General features: G+C 65.7%; 15 protein-coding genes. 8 read left to right on the top strand and 7 right to left on the bottom strand.

Annotated features, from left to right (window positions below; translation table 11 throughout):
* Window positions 1-262: 262 nt before the first annotated feature.
* The 5 genes from ACFSOZ_RS14990 to ACFSOZ_RS14970 all read right to left on the bottom strand — a co-directional run bounded on the left by ACFSOZ_RS14990 (window position 263) and on the right by ACFSOZ_RS14970 (window position 5676).
* Window positions 263-1297 (bottom strand): ABC transporter substrate-binding protein, encoded by a 1035-nt coding sequence (locus ACFSOZ_RS14990; RefSeq protein WP_379099248.1) that lies wholly within the window; start codon window positions 1295-1297, stop codon window positions 263-265.
* A 156-nt stretch (window positions 1298-1453) separates the two neighbouring features.
* Window positions 1454-2368: a sugar phosphate isomerase/epimerase family protein gene (locus ACFSOZ_RS14985; RefSeq protein ID WP_379099245.1), complete on the bottom strand. Its 915-nt coding sequence runs from the start codon at window positions 2366-2368 to the stop codon at window positions 1454-1456.
* A 15-nt stretch (window positions 2369-2383) separates the two neighbouring features.
* The gene (locus tag ACFSOZ_RS14980) at window positions 2384-3925 is read right to left on the bottom strand and encodes a mannitol dehydrogenase family protein (protein WP_379099242.1); all 1542 of its coding nucleotides are present in this window, start codon (window positions 3923-3925) and stop codon (window positions 2384-2386) included.
* Window positions 3922-4704 (bottom strand): SDR family oxidoreductase, encoded by a 783-nt coding sequence (locus ACFSOZ_RS14975; protein ID WP_379099239.1) that lies wholly within the window; start codon window positions 4702-4704, stop codon window positions 3922-3924. The genes ACFSOZ_RS14980 and ACFSOZ_RS14975 overlap by 4 nt, the downstream gene beginning before the upstream one ends.
* A 78-nt stretch (window positions 4705-4782) precedes the next feature.
* A complete protein-coding gene (locus ACFSOZ_RS14970; RefSeq protein WP_379099236.1) occupies window positions 4783-5676 on the bottom strand; it encodes a MurR/RpiR family transcriptional regulator in 894 nt (297 codons plus the stop codon).
* Between the two features lie 122 nt (window positions 5677-5798).
* On the opposite strand from ACFSOZ_RS14970, the gene ACFSOZ_RS14965 reads away from it, so the two are divergent.
* The gene (locus tag ACFSOZ_RS14965; RefSeq protein ID WP_379099233.1) at window positions 5799-6983 is read left to right on the top strand and encodes a Gfo/Idh/MocA family protein; all 1185 of its coding nucleotides are present in this window, start codon (window positions 5799-5801) and stop codon (window positions 6981-6983) included.
* Between the two features lie 21 nt (window positions 6984-7004).
* Here the strand turns inward: ACFSOZ_RS14965 and ACFSOZ_RS14960 are convergent, their stop codons facing one another.
* Window positions 7005-8441 (bottom strand): amidase, encoded by a 1437-nt coding sequence (locus tag ACFSOZ_RS14960; RefSeq protein WP_379099230.1) that lies wholly within the window; start codon window positions 8439-8441, stop codon window positions 7005-7007.
* Between the two features lie 63 nt (window positions 8442-8504).
* Between ACFSOZ_RS14960 and ACFSOZ_RS14955 the strand changes: the two genes are divergently transcribed.
* Complete coding sequence (locus ACFSOZ_RS14955; protein ID WP_379099227.1) at window positions 8505-9362, top strand: helix-turn-helix transcriptional regulator; 858 nt, start codon at window positions 8505-8507, stop codon at window positions 9360-9362.
* Window positions 9363-9474: 112 nt separating this feature from the next.
* Here ACFSOZ_RS14955 and ACFSOZ_RS14950 read toward each other — a convergent pair whose 3' ends face one another.
* Complete coding sequence (locus ACFSOZ_RS14950) at window positions 9475-10806, bottom strand: APC family permease (RefSeq protein WP_379099224.1); 1332 nt, start codon at window positions 10804-10806, stop codon at window positions 9475-9477.
* Between the two features lie 556 nt (window positions 10807-11362).
* On the opposite strand from ACFSOZ_RS14950, the gene ACFSOZ_RS14945 reads away from it, so the two are divergent.
* The 6 genes from ACFSOZ_RS14945 to ACFSOZ_RS14920 all read left to right on the top strand — a co-directional run bounded on the left by ACFSOZ_RS14945 (window position 11363) and on the right by ACFSOZ_RS14920 (window position 18403).
* The gene (locus ACFSOZ_RS14945; RefSeq protein ID WP_379099222.1) at window positions 11363-12247 is read left to right on the top strand and encodes a helix-turn-helix domain-containing protein; all 885 of its coding nucleotides are present in this window, start codon (window positions 11363-11365) and stop codon (window positions 12245-12247) included.
* Between the two features lie 249 nt (window positions 12248-12496).
* Entirely contained in the window at window positions 12497-13579 is a 1083-nt protein-coding gene (locus ACFSOZ_RS14940) for an ABC transporter substrate-binding protein (RefSeq protein ID WP_379099219.1), read from the top strand.
* A 194-nt stretch (window positions 13580-13773) separates the two neighbouring features.
* The gene (locus ACFSOZ_RS14935; protein WP_379099216.1) at window positions 13774-14595 is read left to right on the top strand and encodes an ATP-binding cassette domain-containing protein; all 822 of its coding nucleotides are present in this window, start codon (window positions 13774-13776) and stop codon (window positions 14593-14595) included.
* A complete protein-coding gene (locus ACFSOZ_RS14930) occupies window positions 14592-15851 on the top strand; it encodes a sugar ABC transporter permease (protein WP_379099213.1) in 1260 nt (419 codons plus the stop codon). Before ACFSOZ_RS14935 ends, ACFSOZ_RS14930 begins: the two co-directional genes overlap by 4 nt.
* Window positions 15852-15873: 22 nt before the next feature.
* A complete protein-coding gene (locus ACFSOZ_RS14925; RefSeq protein WP_379099210.1) occupies window positions 15874-16602 on the top strand; it encodes an SDR family oxidoreductase in 729 nt (242 codons plus the stop codon).
* Between the two features lie 199 nt (window positions 16603-16801).
* Window positions 16802-18403, top strand: a complete 1602-nt coding sequence (locus tag ACFSOZ_RS14920) for an FGGY-family carbohydrate kinase (protein WP_379099207.1) — start codon at window positions 16802-16804, stop codon at window positions 18401-18403.
* Window positions 18404-18500: the final 97 nt, after the last annotated feature.

Raw genomic sequence — 18500 nt, 5'->3', positions numbered from 1 at the left:
GTGTTCTCGATTCAAAAACTATCGTTGGCGCTCTATGGCAGCTCTATCCAGCGGCAAACTTTGACGATGTCGGCCGAAGCGGCGACCTCCCTTCTCCCCTTGTGGGAGAAGGTGGCCTCGCGAAGCGAGGTCGGAAGAGGGGTGTTCCACAAAACACCAACGCCTCATTCCGTCCAGCACCCCTCATCCGTCTCGGCGCTGCGCGCCGATCCACCTTCTCCCACAAGGGGAGAAGGCAGAAGCGCGGCTTGTCAGCCCAGACTTACTCGCCCGGGCCCTTGCACGCCACGATCTGGTCCTTGGTGTAGGTGGTCCAGTCGGGGATCGAGATCGAGACCGGCCATTCGGGGCTGAGCGACGGGTCGGCGGCGGCCTTCAGCTTGGCCTTGCCTTCCTCGGTCGCGTTCTCCCAAAGCTGCGGCTCGACCAGCACGGTCTGCTGAGCCGGCTTCTTGCCGTCGAGGATCTGCAGGGCGAGCGTCACGCCGGCACCGCCGATCGAGCCGGGGTTGGTCACCGCCGCACCGACGAGGCCCTTGACCGAGCTGAGCTGGCCGACGAAGCCGGCATTGTCGGCGCCGACCACCGGCACCAGCGGCGCCTGCGACTCGACCAGCGCGTCGACGATGACGTTGTCGATGCCGGACGTCCAGATGCCGTTGATCGGCGTTCCGGTAGCGAGGAAGGACAGCATCTGCTGCTTGGCCTGGTCCTGCTGCCAGCCGGTGAAGACCTCCTGCGCGACCTTCACGTCGGGGAATTCGGCCAGCGCCTTCTTGAAGCCTTTGTCGCGGTCGCTGTCGGCGGACGCGCCGGCCGCACCGCGCATGTAGAACACCTCGCCCTTGCCGCCCATCTGCTGGAACAGCCACTTGGCGCCGAGATAGGCATATTGCTCCTGGTTGTTGGAGATGATGTAGGCCGACGGTTCGGTGACCGCCTGGTCGACGGCGACGACGACGATGCCGGCCTTGGTGGCTTCCTCGAGGCCCGCCTTGATGCCGGCCGGATCGGCCGGGTTGACGACGATGGCGTCGACCTTGGCGCTGATCAGGTTGCGGATGTCTTCCAGCTGGCCGGCAGCATCCGTGTTGCGGTGGGCGATGTTGAGCTTGGCGACCTCGCCGGAAGCCAGTGCCTGCGCCTTCATGGCGCAGACCATCTCCTCGCGCCAGCCATTGCCCTGCACGGTGTTGGAGATGCCGATGGTGTATTTGCCCGCGGCGGACGAGGCGCCCACCGAGGCCAGGAAGGCCGCGCCGGCAAGCAGCGGGACCATGGTCAGATATTTTTTCATGTCAGACTTCCTCCACATTGTTTTTTCAGTTCAATTCCAAGTCGTTAAACCGCGTCGCGCAGAAAGAGATTCAGGCGGTGCGGCTTAAATTCTTGTACTCCCCATGTCGCTGTCCCAGAAATTCTCCACCCTTTGGGCGACATGCATTTTCCGCGGTCATTTGACGAAGGGTCGCAGCACGTCGCGGGCAAGCAGGAAGCCCCGCTTCACCTGATCGTCGCTGCCTTCAAATCGCCTGTCCTCATGTTCGATGATGATGGGTCCGTCATAGCCGGCCCGGTAGAGGCCGGAGAAGAAGCCGCTCCAGTCGACATCGCCGAGGCCCGGCATGCGCGGCACCTGCCAGCCTATGCCAGCCGAAAGGATTCCGCGCTCATAAAGTCCATCATGATCAATCATCAGGTCCTTGGCATGGGCATGCAGCATGTAGGGGCCGAATTCCCGGATGAAGCGGGCCTGGTCGATCATCTGCCAGACCAGATGCGAGGGGTCGAAATTCATGCCGACATTGCCGCCCCAGGCTTCGAGGATGCGGCGCCAGACCTGCGGCGAATAGGCGATGTTGTGCCCGCCCGGCCACTCGTCATAGCTGAAGATCATCGGGCAGTTCTCGAAGGCCAGCTTGACGCCGTGGTCGCGCGCATGGGCGACGATTTCAGGCCAGACCGTGAGCGCGTCCTGCCAGTTGACGTCGACGGTTTTCGAGGCATCGCCGCCGCAGAAGGTGTTGACGACAGGCACGCCCATATTGGCGGCCAGCACGACCACCTTCTTCAGATGGCTTATCACAGCCTCGCGGTGGGCGGGATCGGGATGCAGCGGGTTGGGGTAGTAGCCGAGGCCGGAGACGGAAATATTCTTGTCCGCCAGCGAGGCGACGATCTCGCTCGCCTGTGAGGGTGAGGTCGAGGCGGCGTCGATGTGGCTGGTGCCGGCATAGCGGCGGCTGGCGCCGGAGGATTTCGGCCAGCAGGCGATTTCCAGCGCCTCGAAACCCGCCGAACTTGCCCAGCCGGCGACCTCGCCAAGCGGCGTCTCCGCGAAGGGTGCGGTGAGCAGTCCAAGTATCATCGTGCCTCCCAGCTCCTATAATGCCGATTGTGCGGGCCGCTTCAACCGTGTGGTGTCGGCTTGTTTCAGATTGCGCCTGACGGTTGCCATCGGATCGTCCGAAAGCAAGCCGTCGAGCGCGGATGTGACGGCCCTGCGGAATTCACGGTTCGCGGCAAGGCCGGGGTCGAAAATGGTGTCGATGGCAAGGATGCCGGCGGCCAGAGCCTGTGCATCGCGGCCGGTCGCGTCGGCAATTGCCGCGACCTTGTCGGCATAGGGGTCTGACACCGACCAGCGTTTGCCGAATTTTTCCGATGCCTGGATCAGATAGGCCATCCAGCCGGCGACCGGCACTGACAGCAGCGCGATGCTCTGGCCGTGCCTCAAGCGGTCGCGGATCGGGTTGAGCAGGCGCTGGACGATCTTCTGCGAGCCGTCGGTGGCGATCTGGTGGTTGCGATGGCGGATCGCGGTGTTCTTCAGCCGGCCGAGGCACTGCGCGACATAGGCAAGCTTCTCCATGCCCGGCACAGGCATCAGTGTCGGCAGCGTTTCCTCGACAAGCATGCGCCGCACGAAGGCCGACAGCAACGGGTCGGCGATGACGTCCGATATGTGCTCGAAGCCGGCCAGCACGCCGAGCGTGGCGAGCGTCGTCTGGGCGCCGTTGAGCACCCGCATCTTGAGATGCTCGAACGGCGTGACGTCGTCGACGAAGCTGGCGCCGGCACGGTCCCAGCGCGGCACGCGGCCGGCGAATTTCTGCTCGATCACCCATTGCCGGAATGGCTCGCCGACGACGACAGCGGCATCGCGGTAGCCGTAGCGCTGCTCGACTGTGTCGAGGTCGGCTTGCGTGGTTGCCGGCGCGATGCGGTCGACCATGGCCGAGGGGAAGGCGGCATTGGCTGCGATCCAGTCGCCGAGACCATTGCCGCGCCGCTGCGCGAAGGCCTGCACGACATTGGCCAGGATGGTGCCGTTGCTCGGGATGTTGTCGCAGGAGAGCAGCGTCAGCGGCTTTCCATGCGTGGCCCTGCGCAGCTCCAATGCCCGCGCCAGGATGCCGGGCACACTGCGCGGCGCCTCGGGGTTGGCGAGGTCATGGATGATGTCGGGATGGCCGAGATCGAGCGCGCCGCTCGACGGGATGTGGCAATAGCCTTTTTCCGTCACCGTCATCGTCACCAGGTCGATGTCTGGGGAGGACAGCACGTCGAGCGCTGGCGCCGCACTCGCCTGGCTGTCGACAACCTTGACGATGCTGCCGATGACGCGAGCTTCGATGCGGCTGTTTTCGCGGATCAGTCGCGTGTAGAGGCCGCCTTGGCTGCCGAGCGTGCCGGCGAGGCCGGGCGGGCGGATGTTGATGCCGACCACGCCCCAACGGTCGAATTGGCTGGCCAGCAGATCGTCGGTGTATTCGGCCTGGTGGCAGCGATGAAAGGCGCCGACGCCGAGATGCGCCATGCCGGGCGCGAGCGCCGCGCGGTCATAGGCCGGCTTCTGGACAGTCGCAGGCAAACGATCGAGCAGCGCCGGCCCAAGTGTCTCGGGGGAGGCGGCAACGCTCACCGGTTCGCCCCGATCACCCACTGTTCCTGGTCGACCAGCGTGCCGGTCATCGGTCCCGCCGCATCGGAAAGCAGGAAGACTGCGAGGTTCGCGATATCGTTGGTCGAGAACAGGCGGCCGAAAGGCTGCGAGGCGTTGGCGGCATCGAGCCAGCCGGAACCGTTGCCCAGCGTGTCGGCCTGCATGGCGCGCTCGGCCGGCGTGTCGGTCCAGCCGACATTGATGCCATTGACGCGGATGCGGTCGAAGCGGTGGGCGTTGGCGGCATTCTTGGTCAGCGTCGCCAGCGCGCCCTTGGTGGCGGAGTAGACCGCGAGTTCCGGCGAGCCGCAATGCGCGTTGATCGACAGGATGTTGAGAATGGCGCCGCCCTGGCCGCGCTTCTTCATGTCGGCGATCGCCGCCTGCATCAGGAAGAACGGCGCGCGTGCGTTGACGGCAAACAGCGACGCCCAGTCATCGAGGTCGGCATCGAGAAAGGATGCGCGGTCGGTCAGGCCGGCGGAGTTGACCAGCGCATCGATGCGGCCGAAGCGATCGATGCAGGCTTGCGCCAACAGGTCGGGGGCTTCGGGGTCGGCGAGGTCGGCCGCGACGAAGACGGTCGGCGTGCCCAGCTGCGAAAGCTCCGCCGCCACCGCGTCGCCGCGTGCCTTCTCGCGGCCGGTGACGAGAATGCCCCCGGCACCGGCAAGCGCGAGTGTCTCGGCGATAGCGCGGCCGATGCCTTGCGTCGCACCGGTGACCAGCGCCACCTTGCCGTTGAGCTGAAGCTCCATTCCTCCTCCCGGAACAAAGTTTCTATTTTTAGAAATATGGAACGCAAATTCCCGATAGTCAATTGTGCCAGCGTCGCTTCATTGGCCGCGGCGCGCGGCGACGCCTTGGACCAGCGCCATGCCGACCGCCAGCGACGCGGCCAGCGAGCGGAAGCCGGCAAAGTCGGATTCCACCACCTCCAGCCAGGCGTCCGACAGCCGGACCAGCGGGCTGAACGTGCTGTCGGTGATGGTGACGATGCGGGCGTTGCGCTCATGCGCCACCGCGACGAGGTCGGGCGTGATCGAATTGTAGGGGCTGAAGGAGACCGCCAGCACGGCGTCCTGCCTGCCGATGCAGCCGACCTGGTCGAGCGCGGTGGAGCCGACATTGTCGACCAGCACGTTGCGCACGCCTTGCTGCGACAGCGTCAGCGAGAGATAGGTGGTGACGGGGAAGGCGCGCTTGGAGCCGATGACATAGATCAGGTCGGCGGCTGCCAGCAGCGCCACCATCTTCTCGAAACCCTTGACGTCGAAGCCGCTCTCGATGCGGCCAAGCGAGGCCTGCGAGGCGCCGACCATGCCGTGCAGGAAATGCAGGTTGGCGTTGGGTTCGGTCTCGGCTCGCTGCTCGCCGCGTCCGTCCGGCCATGAGCCTTTGACGTGGTCCTTGAACAGGCCCTGGAAATCGGAAAAGCCGGCATAGCCGAAGATCTGGGCGAAGCGCACCAGCGTCGAAGGCTGCACGCCGGCCTGTGCCGCCACCTGCGCGATGGTGCCGAGCGCCACGTCGCTCGGATGCTGCCACAGGAAGATGGCGACCTGGCGCAGCCGCTTGGGGAAATGCACCGTGCCCGACGACAGCACCGCGCGCAGTTCCTCATAGGTCTGCGGCTGGATGTAGCCGAGTGCCGCCAGCGAGCGCCCGCGCTTGCGGGTCGCCGCCTCGTCGGCAATGGACCGTCCGGATGTTTTGCCTGCCCCACTCATGATTTCAGGCTAGCGCGGCACGATCGTTTTACAATATGGAAATTGGAAATCGTGTTCGAAAGTGGTAGCGGCGTCATGGCTTGCCGCCCGCAGAAACGGCCTGTCCGGGAGGAATTTGAATCATGGTCTATGCAACATCGGACGGATCGACACGCCAACGTCTGCGGGTCGGCATGGTCGGCGGCGGCCGCAATGCCTTCATCGGCGCCGTGCACCGGCTGGCCATGCGCCTCGACGACCAGATCGCGCTGGTGGCCGGCGCGCTGTCCTCGGACCCTGAGAACGCCGCCGCCTCGGCCGCCGAGATCGGCATCGCGCCGGAGCGCAGCTATGCCGATTATCGCGCCTTGGCGCAGGCCGAAGCCTCGCGGCCGGACGGCATCGAAGCCGTCGTCATCGTCACCCCCAACCATCTTCACGCCCCGATCGCGACAGCCTTCCTCGAAGCCGGCATCGACGTGATCTGCGACAAGCCGCTGTCGACCACGCTGGCCGACGCCGAGGCGCTGGTGGCGCTGGCGCGGACGAAAAAGCGCCGCTTCGTCGTCACCCTCAACAACACCGGCTACGCCATGGTCCGCCAGGCGCGCGAGATGGTGGCGGCGGGCGAACTCGGGCGCATCGTTTCCGTGCATGGCGCCTATATCCAGGACTGGCTGACCAAACCGATCGACGCCGAGGGCCAGAAGCAGGCGGAGTGGCGCACCGATCCGGCAAGGGCAGGGCAGTCGGCGGTGCTGGCCGATATCGGCGTGCATGCCTTCAACCTGGCGAGCTACATCTCCGGCTGCGAGGCCGAGGCGGTCTCGGCCGACCTGTTCACCGCGGTGCCGGGGCGGCGGCTCGACGACAACGCGCATGTGCTGGTGCGCTGGACAGGTGGGGCGCGCGGCACGATCCTGGCCAGCCAGACATCGCCCGGCCACTACAATGATCTCTCCGTGCGGATCTATGGCGACAAAGCCGGGCTCGAATGGTCGGGCGCGCGGCCGGAGGAACTGCGCTTTTCCATCTACGGCGAGGAAACCCGGACCCTGGTGCGCGGCGGCCATGGCTCGACGCAAGAGAGCCGGCGCGTGTCGCGCATGCCGGCGGCGCATCCCGAAGGCTATATCGAGGCCTTTGCCAATTTCTACCGCGACGCCGCCGATATCATCCGCGCCCATCGCTCGGGTGGCGCCGTCGATCCGGCGCGCGCGGCGCAGGTGCCCGATGTCGTCGACGGCGCCCGCGGCGTGAAGTTCGTCGCGGCGGCGGTGGAGTCGAATGCGGCTGGTGGCACGTGGACGGCTGCGCGGTTCGGGTGAGGCTGAGACCTCATCGCTCCTTCAACGTTCCAGCGACCGGCCCGCTGCCTCCATCGGCGGCGCATTGAGGCCGGCGGCGGTCAACCGTGCTTCCACGGCCGCCGCCATGGACAGCACCTGTTCGTCGGCGAAGCGCCGCCCGACGATCTGCAGGCCGACCGGCAGCCCGTCAGCGGCAAATCCGGCCGGCAGCGACAGCGCCGGCAATTGCGGCAGCATGTTGAAGGGGCAGGTCAGGTCGAGCCCCTTGAAGCGGCCATCGGGTAGCGTCGCGGCATGGTCGTCATCGGTCTCGGTCGCCGGCGGTGCGGTGATGGCGCAGGTCGGGCACAGCAGGGCATCGTAGCGTTCGAAGAGCCGCGCCATGTCGCGCCACATCGAGGTGCGCAACAGCTCGACCCGCTTGTAGGCGGTCGCATTCATCGCCAGCCCGCGTTCGGTCATCGATACGACCGACGGGTCCATATGGTGGCGATGGTCAGTGAGTTCGCCGCCAAAGAAGGCCGACATGAAGACGCACCAGAGATCGAACCATTCGTCGTTGACGGCGCGGGTCCAGCCCATCGCCACTTCGTCGACGATGGCACCAGCCCTGCGCATCTCGGCGACCGCCTGGCGGATGACCGCTTCGACCTGCGGCTGGATGGCGTAATAGCCGAGGTCGATCGACAGCGCGAAGCGCTTGCCTTCGAGCCCGCCCGTCTGCGCCGCCGAACCGTCAAATCCGATCGGCAGCGAGGCGATGTCCTCGTCACTGCCGCCAGCCGCCGTCTCCATGAAGGCGACGGCGTCGGCAACGCTGCGCGCCAGCGGCCCGAAATGCGAGATGTTGTCGAAGACGCTGGGCAGGATGGTCATCGGGATGCGGCCGAGACTGGGCTTCAATCCGACGACACCGCAGAAGGCAGCCGGAATGCGCACCGAGCCGCCCATGTCGGTGCCTTCCGCGAACGGCACGACGCCGGTTGCCACGGCGACGCCCGCTCCCCCGGAAGAGCCGCCGCTGGTGCGCTCTGGATTCCACGGGTTGCGGGTCACGCCCCAACGCGGACTGTTGGTGAAGCTGGAAAAGGCGAATTCCGGCGTCGTTGTCTTGCCCATCAGTATGGCGCCGGCGGCCTCCAGGCGGCGGATGCAGAGCGCCGTCTCTGTCGGCACCCAGTTTGCACGCGTCCATGAGCCGAGCGTCGTCAGGTCGCCGGCGGTCGGCGTCAGGTCCTTTGCCGCGAACGGTACGCCATGCAGCGGCCCGGTGGCCTCGCCGCGCGCTACGGTCAGGTCCGCCTGGCGCGCGGCTTCCAGCGCCTGTTCCTCGCGGATGACGGCGAAGGGATTGAGCGTCTGGCTGACCACTTTGGCGCGGCGGATGGACTCGCCCACGACCGTCTCGGCACTGAAGGCACCCGAGCGGATGCCGTCGGCGATCGCCTTGGCGGTCAGGTCCAGCGGATGGGTCATAGCTCGGGTCTCCGGAGGTGCTTTGATGCCGGGCGGCTTTCGCCTCCGGCATGGACCTGTGACATGCAATGTGCTTGTGCGGCGCGGGCGCACCTGCGCAATCTCGCCAATGCCGCAAGCATGAGGTCTACCGTTTCGATGAAGTCCGCCGCCAGACAACCCGGCCCGCATGCGTCCTTCGATGCCTGGAATGCCGGCCTCGGCGCGGCGGCCAACGCGATCGGCTCGCGCGGATTTCCGGATGCGCTGGCGGCGGCGCTGCGCCTTCTTGCGCCCTTCCAGATGATGAACGGCTTTCTCTATTCGCCGGGCGGTCGCGCCTTCGACCTCTACAATGAGAAGATCGTGGCCGCACGTTCGATCATCGTCGACCGCTATCTCGCTGGTGCCTTTGTGCTCGACCCGTTCTACGATGCGGTTCGCGGCGACGGCACCGAGCGCATGATCGTGATGCGGGAGCTGGCGCCCGACGATTTCCTGCAGAGCGAATATCATCGGCAGCACTACGCCACGACCGAGATCGTCGACGAGATCGGTTTCGTGCTGAAGCTGGAAAGCGGCTTTGCCGGTGTCCTGTCGCTGTCGCGAACCGGTGCGGCGCCACTGTTTGCCGGGGACGAGCTGGCGTGGCTCAGATCCGCCGCGCCAGTCGTCTGCGCGCTCGCGGCGAGACACTGGTTTCAGGCTGCCGGCCTCTCGCTCGACCTCAAGAATGCTGCTCCGGCGGCGCGGATCGAGCATCCGTTGCTGACCCGTCGCGAGCTTGAAATCGTCACTCTGGTTCTCAAGGGACATTCCAACCTCTCGCTCGCCGCGGTCCTTTCGCCGTCGCCCAACACGGTCAAGGTCCATCGCCGGCAGATCTATTCGAAGCTCGCCATTTCCAGCCAGGCTGAGCTGTTCCGGCTTTTCCTGGCCTAGAGCATGTCGCACACACAAGTGGCCCAGGTTTGGGACAGCGACATGCGTGAAAACAATGGCTTAAATCGCGTCGCTATGAATCCGATTAAGCGCGACGCGCTTTAAGTCCGCCTCACTCGGCGAAGTCCATTTCCGGGGGCGCGACCTGGAAGAAGCTGGTCAGGTAGGCGAGATAGGCGACGCCGACGGCCAGCCAGACGAGGCCGAGGACCTTGGCGTTCTCGTCGAGGTTCCACAGCAGGAAGAGGTCGCAGACCGCCGCCAGCGCCGGGATGACCAGCCCGATCAGCACGCCAAGCGGATGGACCTGCTGGTCGCGCTTCAGATAGAGCGCGATCACCGAGACGTTGACGGCGGTGAAGGCAAGAAAGGCGCCGAAATTGATGAACGAGGTCGAGGTGGTGACGTCCATGGTCAGTGCCGCGAGGCCGACGGCGCCGACAAGCATCAGGTTGAGGATCGGCGTGTGCCATTTCGGATGCAGGCTGCCGAAGAACGAGACCGGCAGTACGGCGTCGCGCCCCATGGCGTAGAGCAGCCGGCCGACGGTGGCCTGCGCGGCAAGGCCGGAAGTGAATTGCGCGACGACCAGCGTTGCCAGGAAGATGGTGACGAACAGGTCGCCGCCGATCGCCCTGGCGATTTCGGTGGCGGCGGCGTCGACCGAGACGAAGTCCGCGCCTGGATGGGCAAGCTGGGTGATATAGGCCGAGGCGATGAAGATCAGGCCGCCGGCGAGCGCGATGATCAGGATCGCCTTCGGCATGGTGCGGCGCGCGTCCCTGGTCTCCTCGGTCAGCGTCGACACCGCGTCGAACCCGAGAAACGAGTAAGCGGCTATTGCCGCACCCGCAACCGAGGCCGAGAAGGGCACGCCGGTCTTGAAGAAGGGCGTGACCGAGAGCAGGCCGCCAGGGCCGTTCAGCGCCACCACATAGCGGGCGGCCAGCACCAGGAAGGCGACGAGCACGCCGAGCTGCACCACCATCAGGATGAAGTTGACGCGGTTGGCGAAGGCGATGCCGACGACATTGACCAGCGTGGTCAGCGCGATGAAGCCGACGATCCACAGCCAGGCCGGAACCGCGGGAAAGGCCGAGGTGAGATAGGCGGCACCGATCAGCCAGATCACCATTGGCAGGAAGAAATAGTCGAGCAGGACCGCCCAACCGACGAGGAAGCCGACGCTCGGGTTGATCGAGCGGCGGGCGTAGGTATAGGCCGAACCGGCGACGGGATAGACGCGCGCCATGACGCCGTAGCTGATGGCGGTGAGAAGGATGGCCGCTGCCGCGACGAGATAGGCCGTCGCGGTGGTGCCCTGGCTTGTCGCCGCCAGCGCGCCAAAGGTGCCGAAGACGATCATCGGCGTCATGTAGGCCAGGCCGAAGAGCACGACGGACCAGAGTCCGAGCGCGCGGTCGAGTTTGACAGTGTCTTTCATTGTTCCGCCTCCGGGAAGGTTGTGTCCGATGCTTTTTCCGGAGACCGAGGCGGGCATGAGATCGAACCGTTCCGCGCTGGCTGCCGTTCGCATTTCTTGAAGATGAAGGGAAACATGACTTAGCCGGCGCGCGGCGACCATAACCCCAAAGGGGTATGCGAAATCGTCGCTGGCCGGCCAGCCGACGCGCAATGCCGGCCGCTTCGCCTGGGCGCCTTCTCCAGGGAGCGAAGCCGCAGCGGCGGTGGATTCGAATGCGGGGGCGAGGGCGGGGCGGGCTCGATCCGCCGGAACATGCCCGCCCCTGGACCACCACCGCCACGCATCCGCGTCAGCCAGCCCAATCCGAAGCGCCGATCCCATCCTGCCCGAATATTGCCTCTCCGCATCCTCTCCCGGTTAAAAAAGTATCATCCGTTGCCCTGAATCGTGGTGGCGCCTACTGTCATGAGCCGGTACCGTGGTGTCGAAATGCAGAGCCGAAACCAATTCGGCCGGTTTAGGGAATGTGGGCCGAACGCGGCGACGATCCGTGCCGGCCCGGGAGGAAACGGACATGGAACCGGACCTGGAAGTTGTCCAGATACGACGCGGTGAGTCCTTCAAGGCGTGGTCGCATGGCTACCCCTTCCACACGGTACGTTGGCATTTCCATCCCGAATATGAACTGCATCAGGTGATCTTCACCAACGGGCGCTATTTCGTCGGCGACTTCATCGGCGAGTTCGAGCCGGGCAATCTGGTGCTGACCGGGCCCAACCTGCCGCACAATTGGGTGAGCGATATCCCGAGGGACAGCTCCATCCCGCTGCGCGGCCGCATCATCCAGTTTTCGGAAAGCTTCATCGGCGACGCCATGCATGTGCTGCCGGAACTGGCGGGGCTCGGGCCGCTGCTCGAGGCGTCGCGGCGCGGCGTTTTGTTTTCCAGCCGCACCAGCAAGGAGCTGGCGCCGCTGATGGAAGAGATGATGCAGGCGCAAGGCGTGCGCCGCATCGAGCTGTTCATGATGATTGCCGGTCTGCTCAGCCGCGCCCAGGAGTTCCAGCTCCTGGCCAGCGCCAGCTATCGGCCCGATCCGTCGGGCTACATGACCGCCGGCATGAACAAGGCGCTCGCCTATATCAGGGAGAACCTGACGCAGCTGTTCGACGAGGCCGATCTCGCGACTATCGCCGGCCAGTCGACCGGTGCCTTCTCGCGCTCGTTTCGCCGCCACACCGGCATGTCGCTGGTGCAGTATGTCAAGCGGCTGCGCATCAATCTCGCCTGCCAGATCCTGATGAGCGACGAGCAGGCCTCGATCACCGACATCTGCTACGAGGTCGGCTTCAACAATCTGTCCAATTTCAACCGGCAGTTCCTGGCCGAGAAGGGCATGCCGCCCTCGCGTTTCAGGCGCCTGCTGGCCGACAACATCAACGCGGGAAAAGCCGCTTAACGGAGGAGCCAGGGAGGAACCAAGGGAGGAAACACAATTCTTCGCATGACAACGTGGCCCGCATGACGCGGTCCGCGATGGAGAGCGCTTGTCCCGAAAATCCTTCGTCAGCGGAGGATGTCGGCGCGGCTTGAAAGGCCGGCGCCGGGCCCTGGTTCCCAATTGCAGTTGGGGCGAGGGCGGAGGCGTGTCTTCACAACAGCAGTCAACGACCTTCTTACAACCATATCCAGAAACGGAGAAGACCGAATGACCAGATTTTCAATGAAGTCCGCTGGGAAGTCCGCCGGTATGGCAGCCCTTGCGCTGTCGCTGCTGGCCGGCACCGCCGCGATCGCCAGGGCCGCCGAAGTCACCGACGCCACCGTCGCCTTCCTGATGCCTGACCAGGCCTCGACCCGCTACGAACAGCACGACTATCCCGGCTTCGCCGCCGAGATGAAGAAGCTGTGCCCGGGCTGTAAGGTGCTCTACCAGAACGCCGATGCCGACGCCTCGCGCCAGCAGCAGCAGTTCAACTCGGTGATCTCGCAGGGCGCCAAGGCGATCGTGCTCGATCCCGTAGACTCGACCGCCGCCGCCTCGCTGGTCAAGCTGGCGCAGAGCCAGGGCATCAAGGTCATCGCCTATGACCGGCCGATCCCGACCGCGCCGGCCGACTTCTATGTCTCGTTCAACAATGAAGGCATCGGCAAGGCGATCGCCGACTCGCTGGTCGAGCATCTGAAGGCGCTGAAGGTCGATCCGGGCACCGGCGGCGTGCTGCAGATCAACGGCTCGCCGACCGACGCGGCAGCCGGCCTGATCAAGAAGGGCATCCATGAAGGCCTCGACAATAGCGGCTACCAGATCCTGGCCGAATACGACACGCCGGAATGGGCGCCGCCGAAGGCGCAGCAATGGGCCGGTGGCCAGATCACCCGCTTCGGCCCGAAAATCCTCGGCGTCGTCGCCGCCAATGACGGCACCGGTGGTGGCGCCATCGCCGCCTTCAAGGCGGCCGGCGTCGATCCGGTGCCGCCGGTGACCGGCAACGACGCGACGATCGCCGCCTTGCAGCTGATCATCGCCGGCGACCAGTACAACACCATCTCCAAGCCGAGCGAGATCGTGGCCGCGGCTGCCGCCAACGTCGCCATCAAGCTGCTTTCGGGCGAAACGCCGAAGGCCGAGATGACGCTGTACGACACGCCCTCGCAGCTGTTCACACCGGCGGTGGTGACGCAGGAAAACCTGAAGGCCGAGATCATCGACAAGAAGATCAACACCGCGGCCGAACTCTGCGTCGATCGTTACGCGGAAGGCTGCAAGAAGCTGGGCATCGGGGGCTGACCGCGACCCTTGCCCGCTCCGCTGCCTGGCTGCCTAACCATGATCCCGAAAAGTGGGAACCGGTTTTCGGATAAGATCATGGTCAAACAATAAGTCAGAGCCCCACCCCGAATGCATCGGGGTGGAACAGGCTCTGGCGGCGGCCAGGCAGCGCTCACCGCTTTTGAACCGGTTTTTTGAAAGGTGTTCCAGGCATGATCGATACCCCGGACGGACCGGTTCCGACAGGCGAGCTGGTGCTCAGCCTGCACGGCATCTCGAAGAATTTCGGCGCCGTCTCGGCGCTCACCGACATCGATCTCGATGTCCATGCCGGCGAAGTGGTGGCGCTGGTCGGCGACAATGGCGCCGGCAAGTCGACGCTGGTCAAGATCCTCGCCGGCGTGCATCAGCCAAGCTCGGGAACCATCAGCTATCGCGGCAAGCAGGTGACGCTTGCCGACCCAAGTGCTGCGCTGACGCTCGGCATCGCCACGGTGTTCCAGGACCTGGCGCTGTGCGAGAACCTCGACATCGTCGCCAACATCTTCCTCGGCCGCGAGCTCAACCCGCTGCGGCTGGACGAGGTGGCAATGGAAGTGCGCGCCTGGACGCTGCTCAACGAGCTTTCGGCGCGCATTCCCAGTGTGCGCGAGGTCGTCGCTTCGCTGTCGGGCGGCCAGCGCCAGACGGTGGCGATCGCCCGCTCGCTGCTGCTTGAACCCAAGCTCATCCTGCTCGACGAGCCGACGGCGGCGCTTGGCGTGGCGCAGACGGCGGAAGTGCTCAACCTGATCGAGCGCGTGCGCGACCGCGGCCTCGGCGTCGTCATCATCAGCCACAACATGGAGGATGTGCGCGCCGTGGCCGACCGCATCGTCGTGCTGCGGCTTGGCCGCAACAACGGCATCTTCACGCCCGACGCCTCGAACCAGGAGCTGGTCAGCGCCATCACCGGCGCGTCGAACAATTCGGTGTCGCGGCGCGCCGAGCGCCGCCAATCCCGACAAGATCAAACCCAGGAGCCACGCCCATGAGCCGCGACGTGCAACAGGCGGCCCCGGTGCCGCCGCAGCTCGACCGCGCCGATGTGCGCGTCAAGCACGAGGCCGGCTTGAGCGGCGCCATCCGCGCCTTCTTCGACCGGGTGCGCTCGGGCGATCTCGGCTCGCTGCCAGTCATCGTCGGGCTGGTCATCATCTGGACGGTGTTCGCCAGCATCAATCCGATCTTCCTGTCGAGCAGCAATCTGGTCAACCTGCTGTTCGATTCCTCCACCGTCGGCGTCATCGCGCTCGGCATCGTCTGCGTCTTGATGGTCGGCGAGATCGACCTCTCGGTCGGCTCGATCAGCGGCTTTGCCTCGGCCCTGGTCGGCACGCTGTGGGTCAACCAGGGCTGGCCGGTGGCGCTCGCCATCCTCGCCGCGATCGCCGTCGGCGGCTTCATCGGCGCGCTCTATGCGCTGCTGTTCAACCGGCTCGGCATGCCGAGCTTCGTCTCGACGCTGGCCGGCCTGCTGGCTGTGCTTGGCCTGCAGCTCTACATCCTCGGATCGACCGGCTCGATCAACCTGCCTTACGGCTCGAACCTGGTGAATTTCGGCCAGCTGCTGGTGATGCCGAAATTCGTGTCGTTCGCTCTGGCGGCAGTGCCGGGCATCGTCATGCTGGTCACCGGTCTGCGCACCGTTGCGCGCCGCCGCGCCGCCAATCTGTCGGCGCCCTCGACCGGCGGTCTGGTGACGCGGGCGGTGGCTATTACGATCGTGATCGAACTCATCGTCTTCTATCTCAACCAGGCGCGCGGCATTCCGTGGATGTTCGGCCTGTTCGTCGGCCTGGTCATCGCCATGCATTACGCGCTGACGCGGACGAAATGGGGCCGTTCGATGTCCGCGGTCGGCGGCAACCGCGAGGCGGCGCGGCGCGCCGGCATCAATGTGCGGCTGATCTATTCCAGCGCCTTCGTGCTGTGCTCGATGCTGGCCGCCTTCGGCGGCGTGCTGTCGGCGGCGCGGCTGGCCTCGGCCAGCCAGCAGGCCGGCACCGGCGACGTCAATCTCAACGCCATCGCGGCGGCCGTCATCGGCGGCACCAGCCTGTTCGGCGGCCGCGGCAGCGCCTATTCGGCACTGCTCGGCATCATCGTCATCCAGTCGATCGCCAGCGGCTTGACGCTGCTCGATCTGTCCTCGTCGCTTCGGTACATGATCACAGGCGCCGTGCTTGCCATTGCAGTCATCGTCGACTCGCTGGCCCGCCGCTCGCGTGTTTCCCATGGCCGGGCCTGAACCCATCAACAGGAAGAGAAAAATGAGTCAGGAACTGAGCGGAAAAGTTGCGGCCATCACCGGTGCCGCATCGGGCATCGGCCTCGAATGCGCCAGATACATGCTGGCGGCGGGCGCCAGCGTGGTGCTGGTCGACCGCGCCGAGGCGACGCTGAACAGCCTGTGCACGGAGCTCGGCCCCAAGGCGATCCCGCTGGTGATCGACCTGATGCAGCCGTCAAGCGTCGCCACCATGATGCCGCAGATTCTGGAAAAGGCCGGCCAGCTCGACATCTTCCATGCCAATGCCGGCGCCTATGTCGGCGGCGAGGTGCTGACCGGCGATCCCGACGCCTGGGACCGCATGCTGAACCTCAACATCAACGCCGTCTTCCGCTCGATCCACGCGGTGCTGCCGCACATGGTCGAACGCAAGACCGGCGACATCATCGTCACCAGTTCGATCGCCGGGCTGGTTCCGGTGGTCTGGGAGCCGATCTACACCGCCTCCAAGCACGCCGTGCAGGCCTTCGTCCACACGGTGCGCCGGCAGGTCGCCAAGCATGGGCTGCGCGTCGGCGCGGTGGCGCCAGGCCCGGTGGTGACGGCGCTGGTCAGCGACTGGCCGAAAGCCAAGCTCGAGGAAGAGCTCGCCGCCGGCGGCCTGATGCAGCCGCGCGAGGTGGCCGAAGCGGTGATGTTCATGCTGACCCGGCCGCGCAACGTCACGATCCGGGATCTGGTGATCCTGCCGCAGAGCAATGATTTGTGAGGGGAGTAGGGCAGTTAGGGAATAGGCAGTAGGCAGTAGGCAGTAGGGAAGATGTAGACACCTTTACTGTCCGACCTTCGATGAAAAAGCACTTCCTGCTTTCTAACCGGACTCGCTAATATTCTACTGCCTACTGCCTACTGCCTACTGCCTACTGCCTACTGCCTACTGCCTACTCCCCTGAACCGAAGGTTCCACTATGCCCCACTATCTCGGCATCGACGTCGGCACCGGCAGCGCGCGGGCCGGGGTGTTTGACCACACGGGAAACCTGCTTGCCTCGGCCAAGCAGGACATCGAGGTCTGGCGTGAGCCCGGCGACATCGTCGAGCAGTCGAGCAACGACATCTGGCGGGCGGTGTGCACTGCCACCCGTGCCGCCGTGGCTGAAGCCGGCATTGCGCCCGAAGCGATCGCCGGCATCGGCTTCGACGCCACATGTTCGCTGGTGGTGCTGGGCGAGGGCGGCACGCCTCTGGCCGTCGGCCCGTCCAACAATCCCGAACGCAACATCATCGTCTGGATGGATCATCGTGCGGTCGAGCAGACGCGCCGCATCAACCGCAGCGGCGAGGCGGTGCTGAACTATGTCGGTGGCGTCATCTCGCCGGAGATGGAAACGCCGAAGCTTTTGTGGCTGGCCGAAAACAGGCCCGCCACCTTCAACGCCGCCTGGCAGTTCATGGACCTCGCCGATTTCCTGACCTGGCGGGCGACCGGCAGCCTTGCCCGCTCGGTCTGCACGGTGACCTGCAAATGGACCTATCTGGCGCATGAGAGCCGCTGGGACGAGACCTATTTCCGCACCATTGGGCTCGGCGGCCTGGCCGACGAGGCGTTCGCGCGCATCGGCACCGAGATCGTGCCGGCGGGCGCTGCTCTCGGCGGCGGGCTGACCGCTCAGGCGGCGGCGGATCTTGGCCTTGTCCCCGGCACCGCGGTGGCGGCCGGGCTGATCGACGCGCATGCCGGCGGCGTCGGCACGGTCGGTGCGCGCGGCGATTTCGGCAGCGTCCTGTCGCGCATGGCCTATGTCTTCGGCACTTCGGCCTGCACCATGTCGTCGACCGCCGAGCCGGCCTTCGTCGACGGCGTCTGGGGTCCGTATTTCTCGGCCATGGTGCCGGGCCTGTGGCTGAACGAGGGCGGCCAATCGGCGGCGGGCGCGGCCATCGACCATCTGGTGCGCATGCACCCGGCGGCCGGCGAAGCGGCGGCCAAGGCGCTGGCCGAGGGCCTCAGCCTCAGCGCCTGGCTGGCGCTGCAGGCGCAAAGCCGTGGGGGTGCTGCGGCGACGCCCGCGCTGGTCGGCGATATCCATGTCGTGCCCGAATTTCTCGGCAACCGCGCGCCCTTCGCCGATCCGGATGCGCGTGCGCTGATTGCCGGGCTCGATCTCGACGCCAGCCTCGACAGCCTGGTCGGGCTCTATGTCGCCGGCGTCTGCGGGTTGGGTTATGGCGCGCGCCAGATCGTGCGGGCCGAGCATGACAAGGGCATCTCCGTCGACACCATCGTCGTCAGCGGCGGTGCCGGGCAAAGCCCGCTGGTGCGCCAGCTGCTGGCCGACACGACCGGCATGGTGGTGGTGGCTTCGACCTCGCCGGAGCCGGTGTTGCTCGGCTCGGCGATGCTCGGCGCCGTCGCCGCCGGCGCCTACGAGGATCTGGTGACGGCCATGGCCGGCATGGCGGAACTTGGCGAAGTCTATCATCCCGATACTTCGCTGGCCGCCTGGCACGCCAAGCGCTTCGCGGCATTCGAGCTGCTGCAGCAAGCCGGCAAGGCGATCAGGGGCTGATCATTTTCCAATCCGGGTCAACCGGATAGAGCGCTTTGTCGCCAAACTGAATCATCTGGCTTGCGCTACCGGCCCGTGCGTTCAGCGGCGTTGGCGG

It is taken from the genome of Mesorhizobium newzealandense (assembly GCF_042682145.1).
GTDB lineage: Bacteria > Pseudomonadota > Alphaproteobacteria > Rhizobiales > Rhizobiaceae > Mesorhizobium > Mesorhizobium newzealandense.
Note: the sequence above shows the minus strand (reverse complement) of the source record. Positions and strands in the feature narration are given on the sequence as shown.

Coding starts and splice junctions, on each gene's coding strand:
- ACFSOZ_RS14935 (WP_379099216.1), top strand. CDS start 13,774: ATGATCGATACCCCGGACGGACCGGTTCCGACAGGCGAGCTGGTGCTC.
- ACFSOZ_RS14990 (WP_379099248.1), bottom strand. CDS start 1,297: ATGAAAAAATATCTGACCATGGTCCCGCTGCTTGCCGGCGCGGCCTTC.
- ACFSOZ_RS14955 (WP_379099227.1), top strand. CDS start 8,505: ATGCAATGTGCTTGTGCGGCGCGGGCGCACCTGCGCAATCTCGCCAAT.
- ACFSOZ_RS14985 (WP_379099245.1), bottom strand. CDS start 2,368: ATGATACTTGGACTGCTCACCGCACCCTTCGCGGAGACGCCGCTTGGC.
- ACFSOZ_RS14940 (WP_379099219.1), top strand. CDS start 12,497: ATGACCAGATTTTCAATGAAGTCCGCTGGGAAGTCCGCCGGTATGGCA.
- ACFSOZ_RS14930 (WP_379099213.1), top strand. CDS start 14,592: ATGAGCCGCGACGTGCAACAGGCGGCCCCGGTGCCGCCGCAGCTCGAC.
- ACFSOZ_RS14920 (WP_379099207.1), top strand. CDS start 16,802: ATGCCCCACTATCTCGGCATCGACGTCGGCACCGGCAGCGCGCGGGCC.
- ACFSOZ_RS14950 (WP_379099224.1), bottom strand. CDS start 10,806: ATGAAAGACACTGTCAAACTCGACCGCGCGCTCGGACTCTGGTCCGTC.
- ACFSOZ_RS14925 (WP_379099210.1), top strand. CDS start 15,874: ATGAGTCAGGAACTGAGCGGAAAAGTTGCGGCCATCACCGGTGCCGCA.
- ACFSOZ_RS14970 (WP_379099236.1), bottom strand. CDS start 5,676: ATGAGTGGGGCAGGCAAAACATCCGGACGGTCCATTGCCGACGAGGCG.
- ACFSOZ_RS14960 (WP_379099230.1), bottom strand. CDS start 8,441: ATGACCCATCCGCTGGACCTGACCGCCAAGGCGATCGCCGACGGCATC.
- ACFSOZ_RS14945 (WP_379099222.1), top strand. CDS start 11,363: ATGGAACCGGACCTGGAAGTTGTCCAGATACGACGCGGTGAGTCCTTC.
- ACFSOZ_RS14975 (WP_379099239.1), bottom strand. CDS start 4,704: ATGGAGCTTCAGCTCAACGGCAAGGTGGCGCTGGTCACCGGTGCGACG.
- ACFSOZ_RS14965 (WP_379099233.1), top strand. CDS start 5,799: ATGGTCTATGCAACATCGGACGGATCGACACGCCAACGTCTGCGGGTC.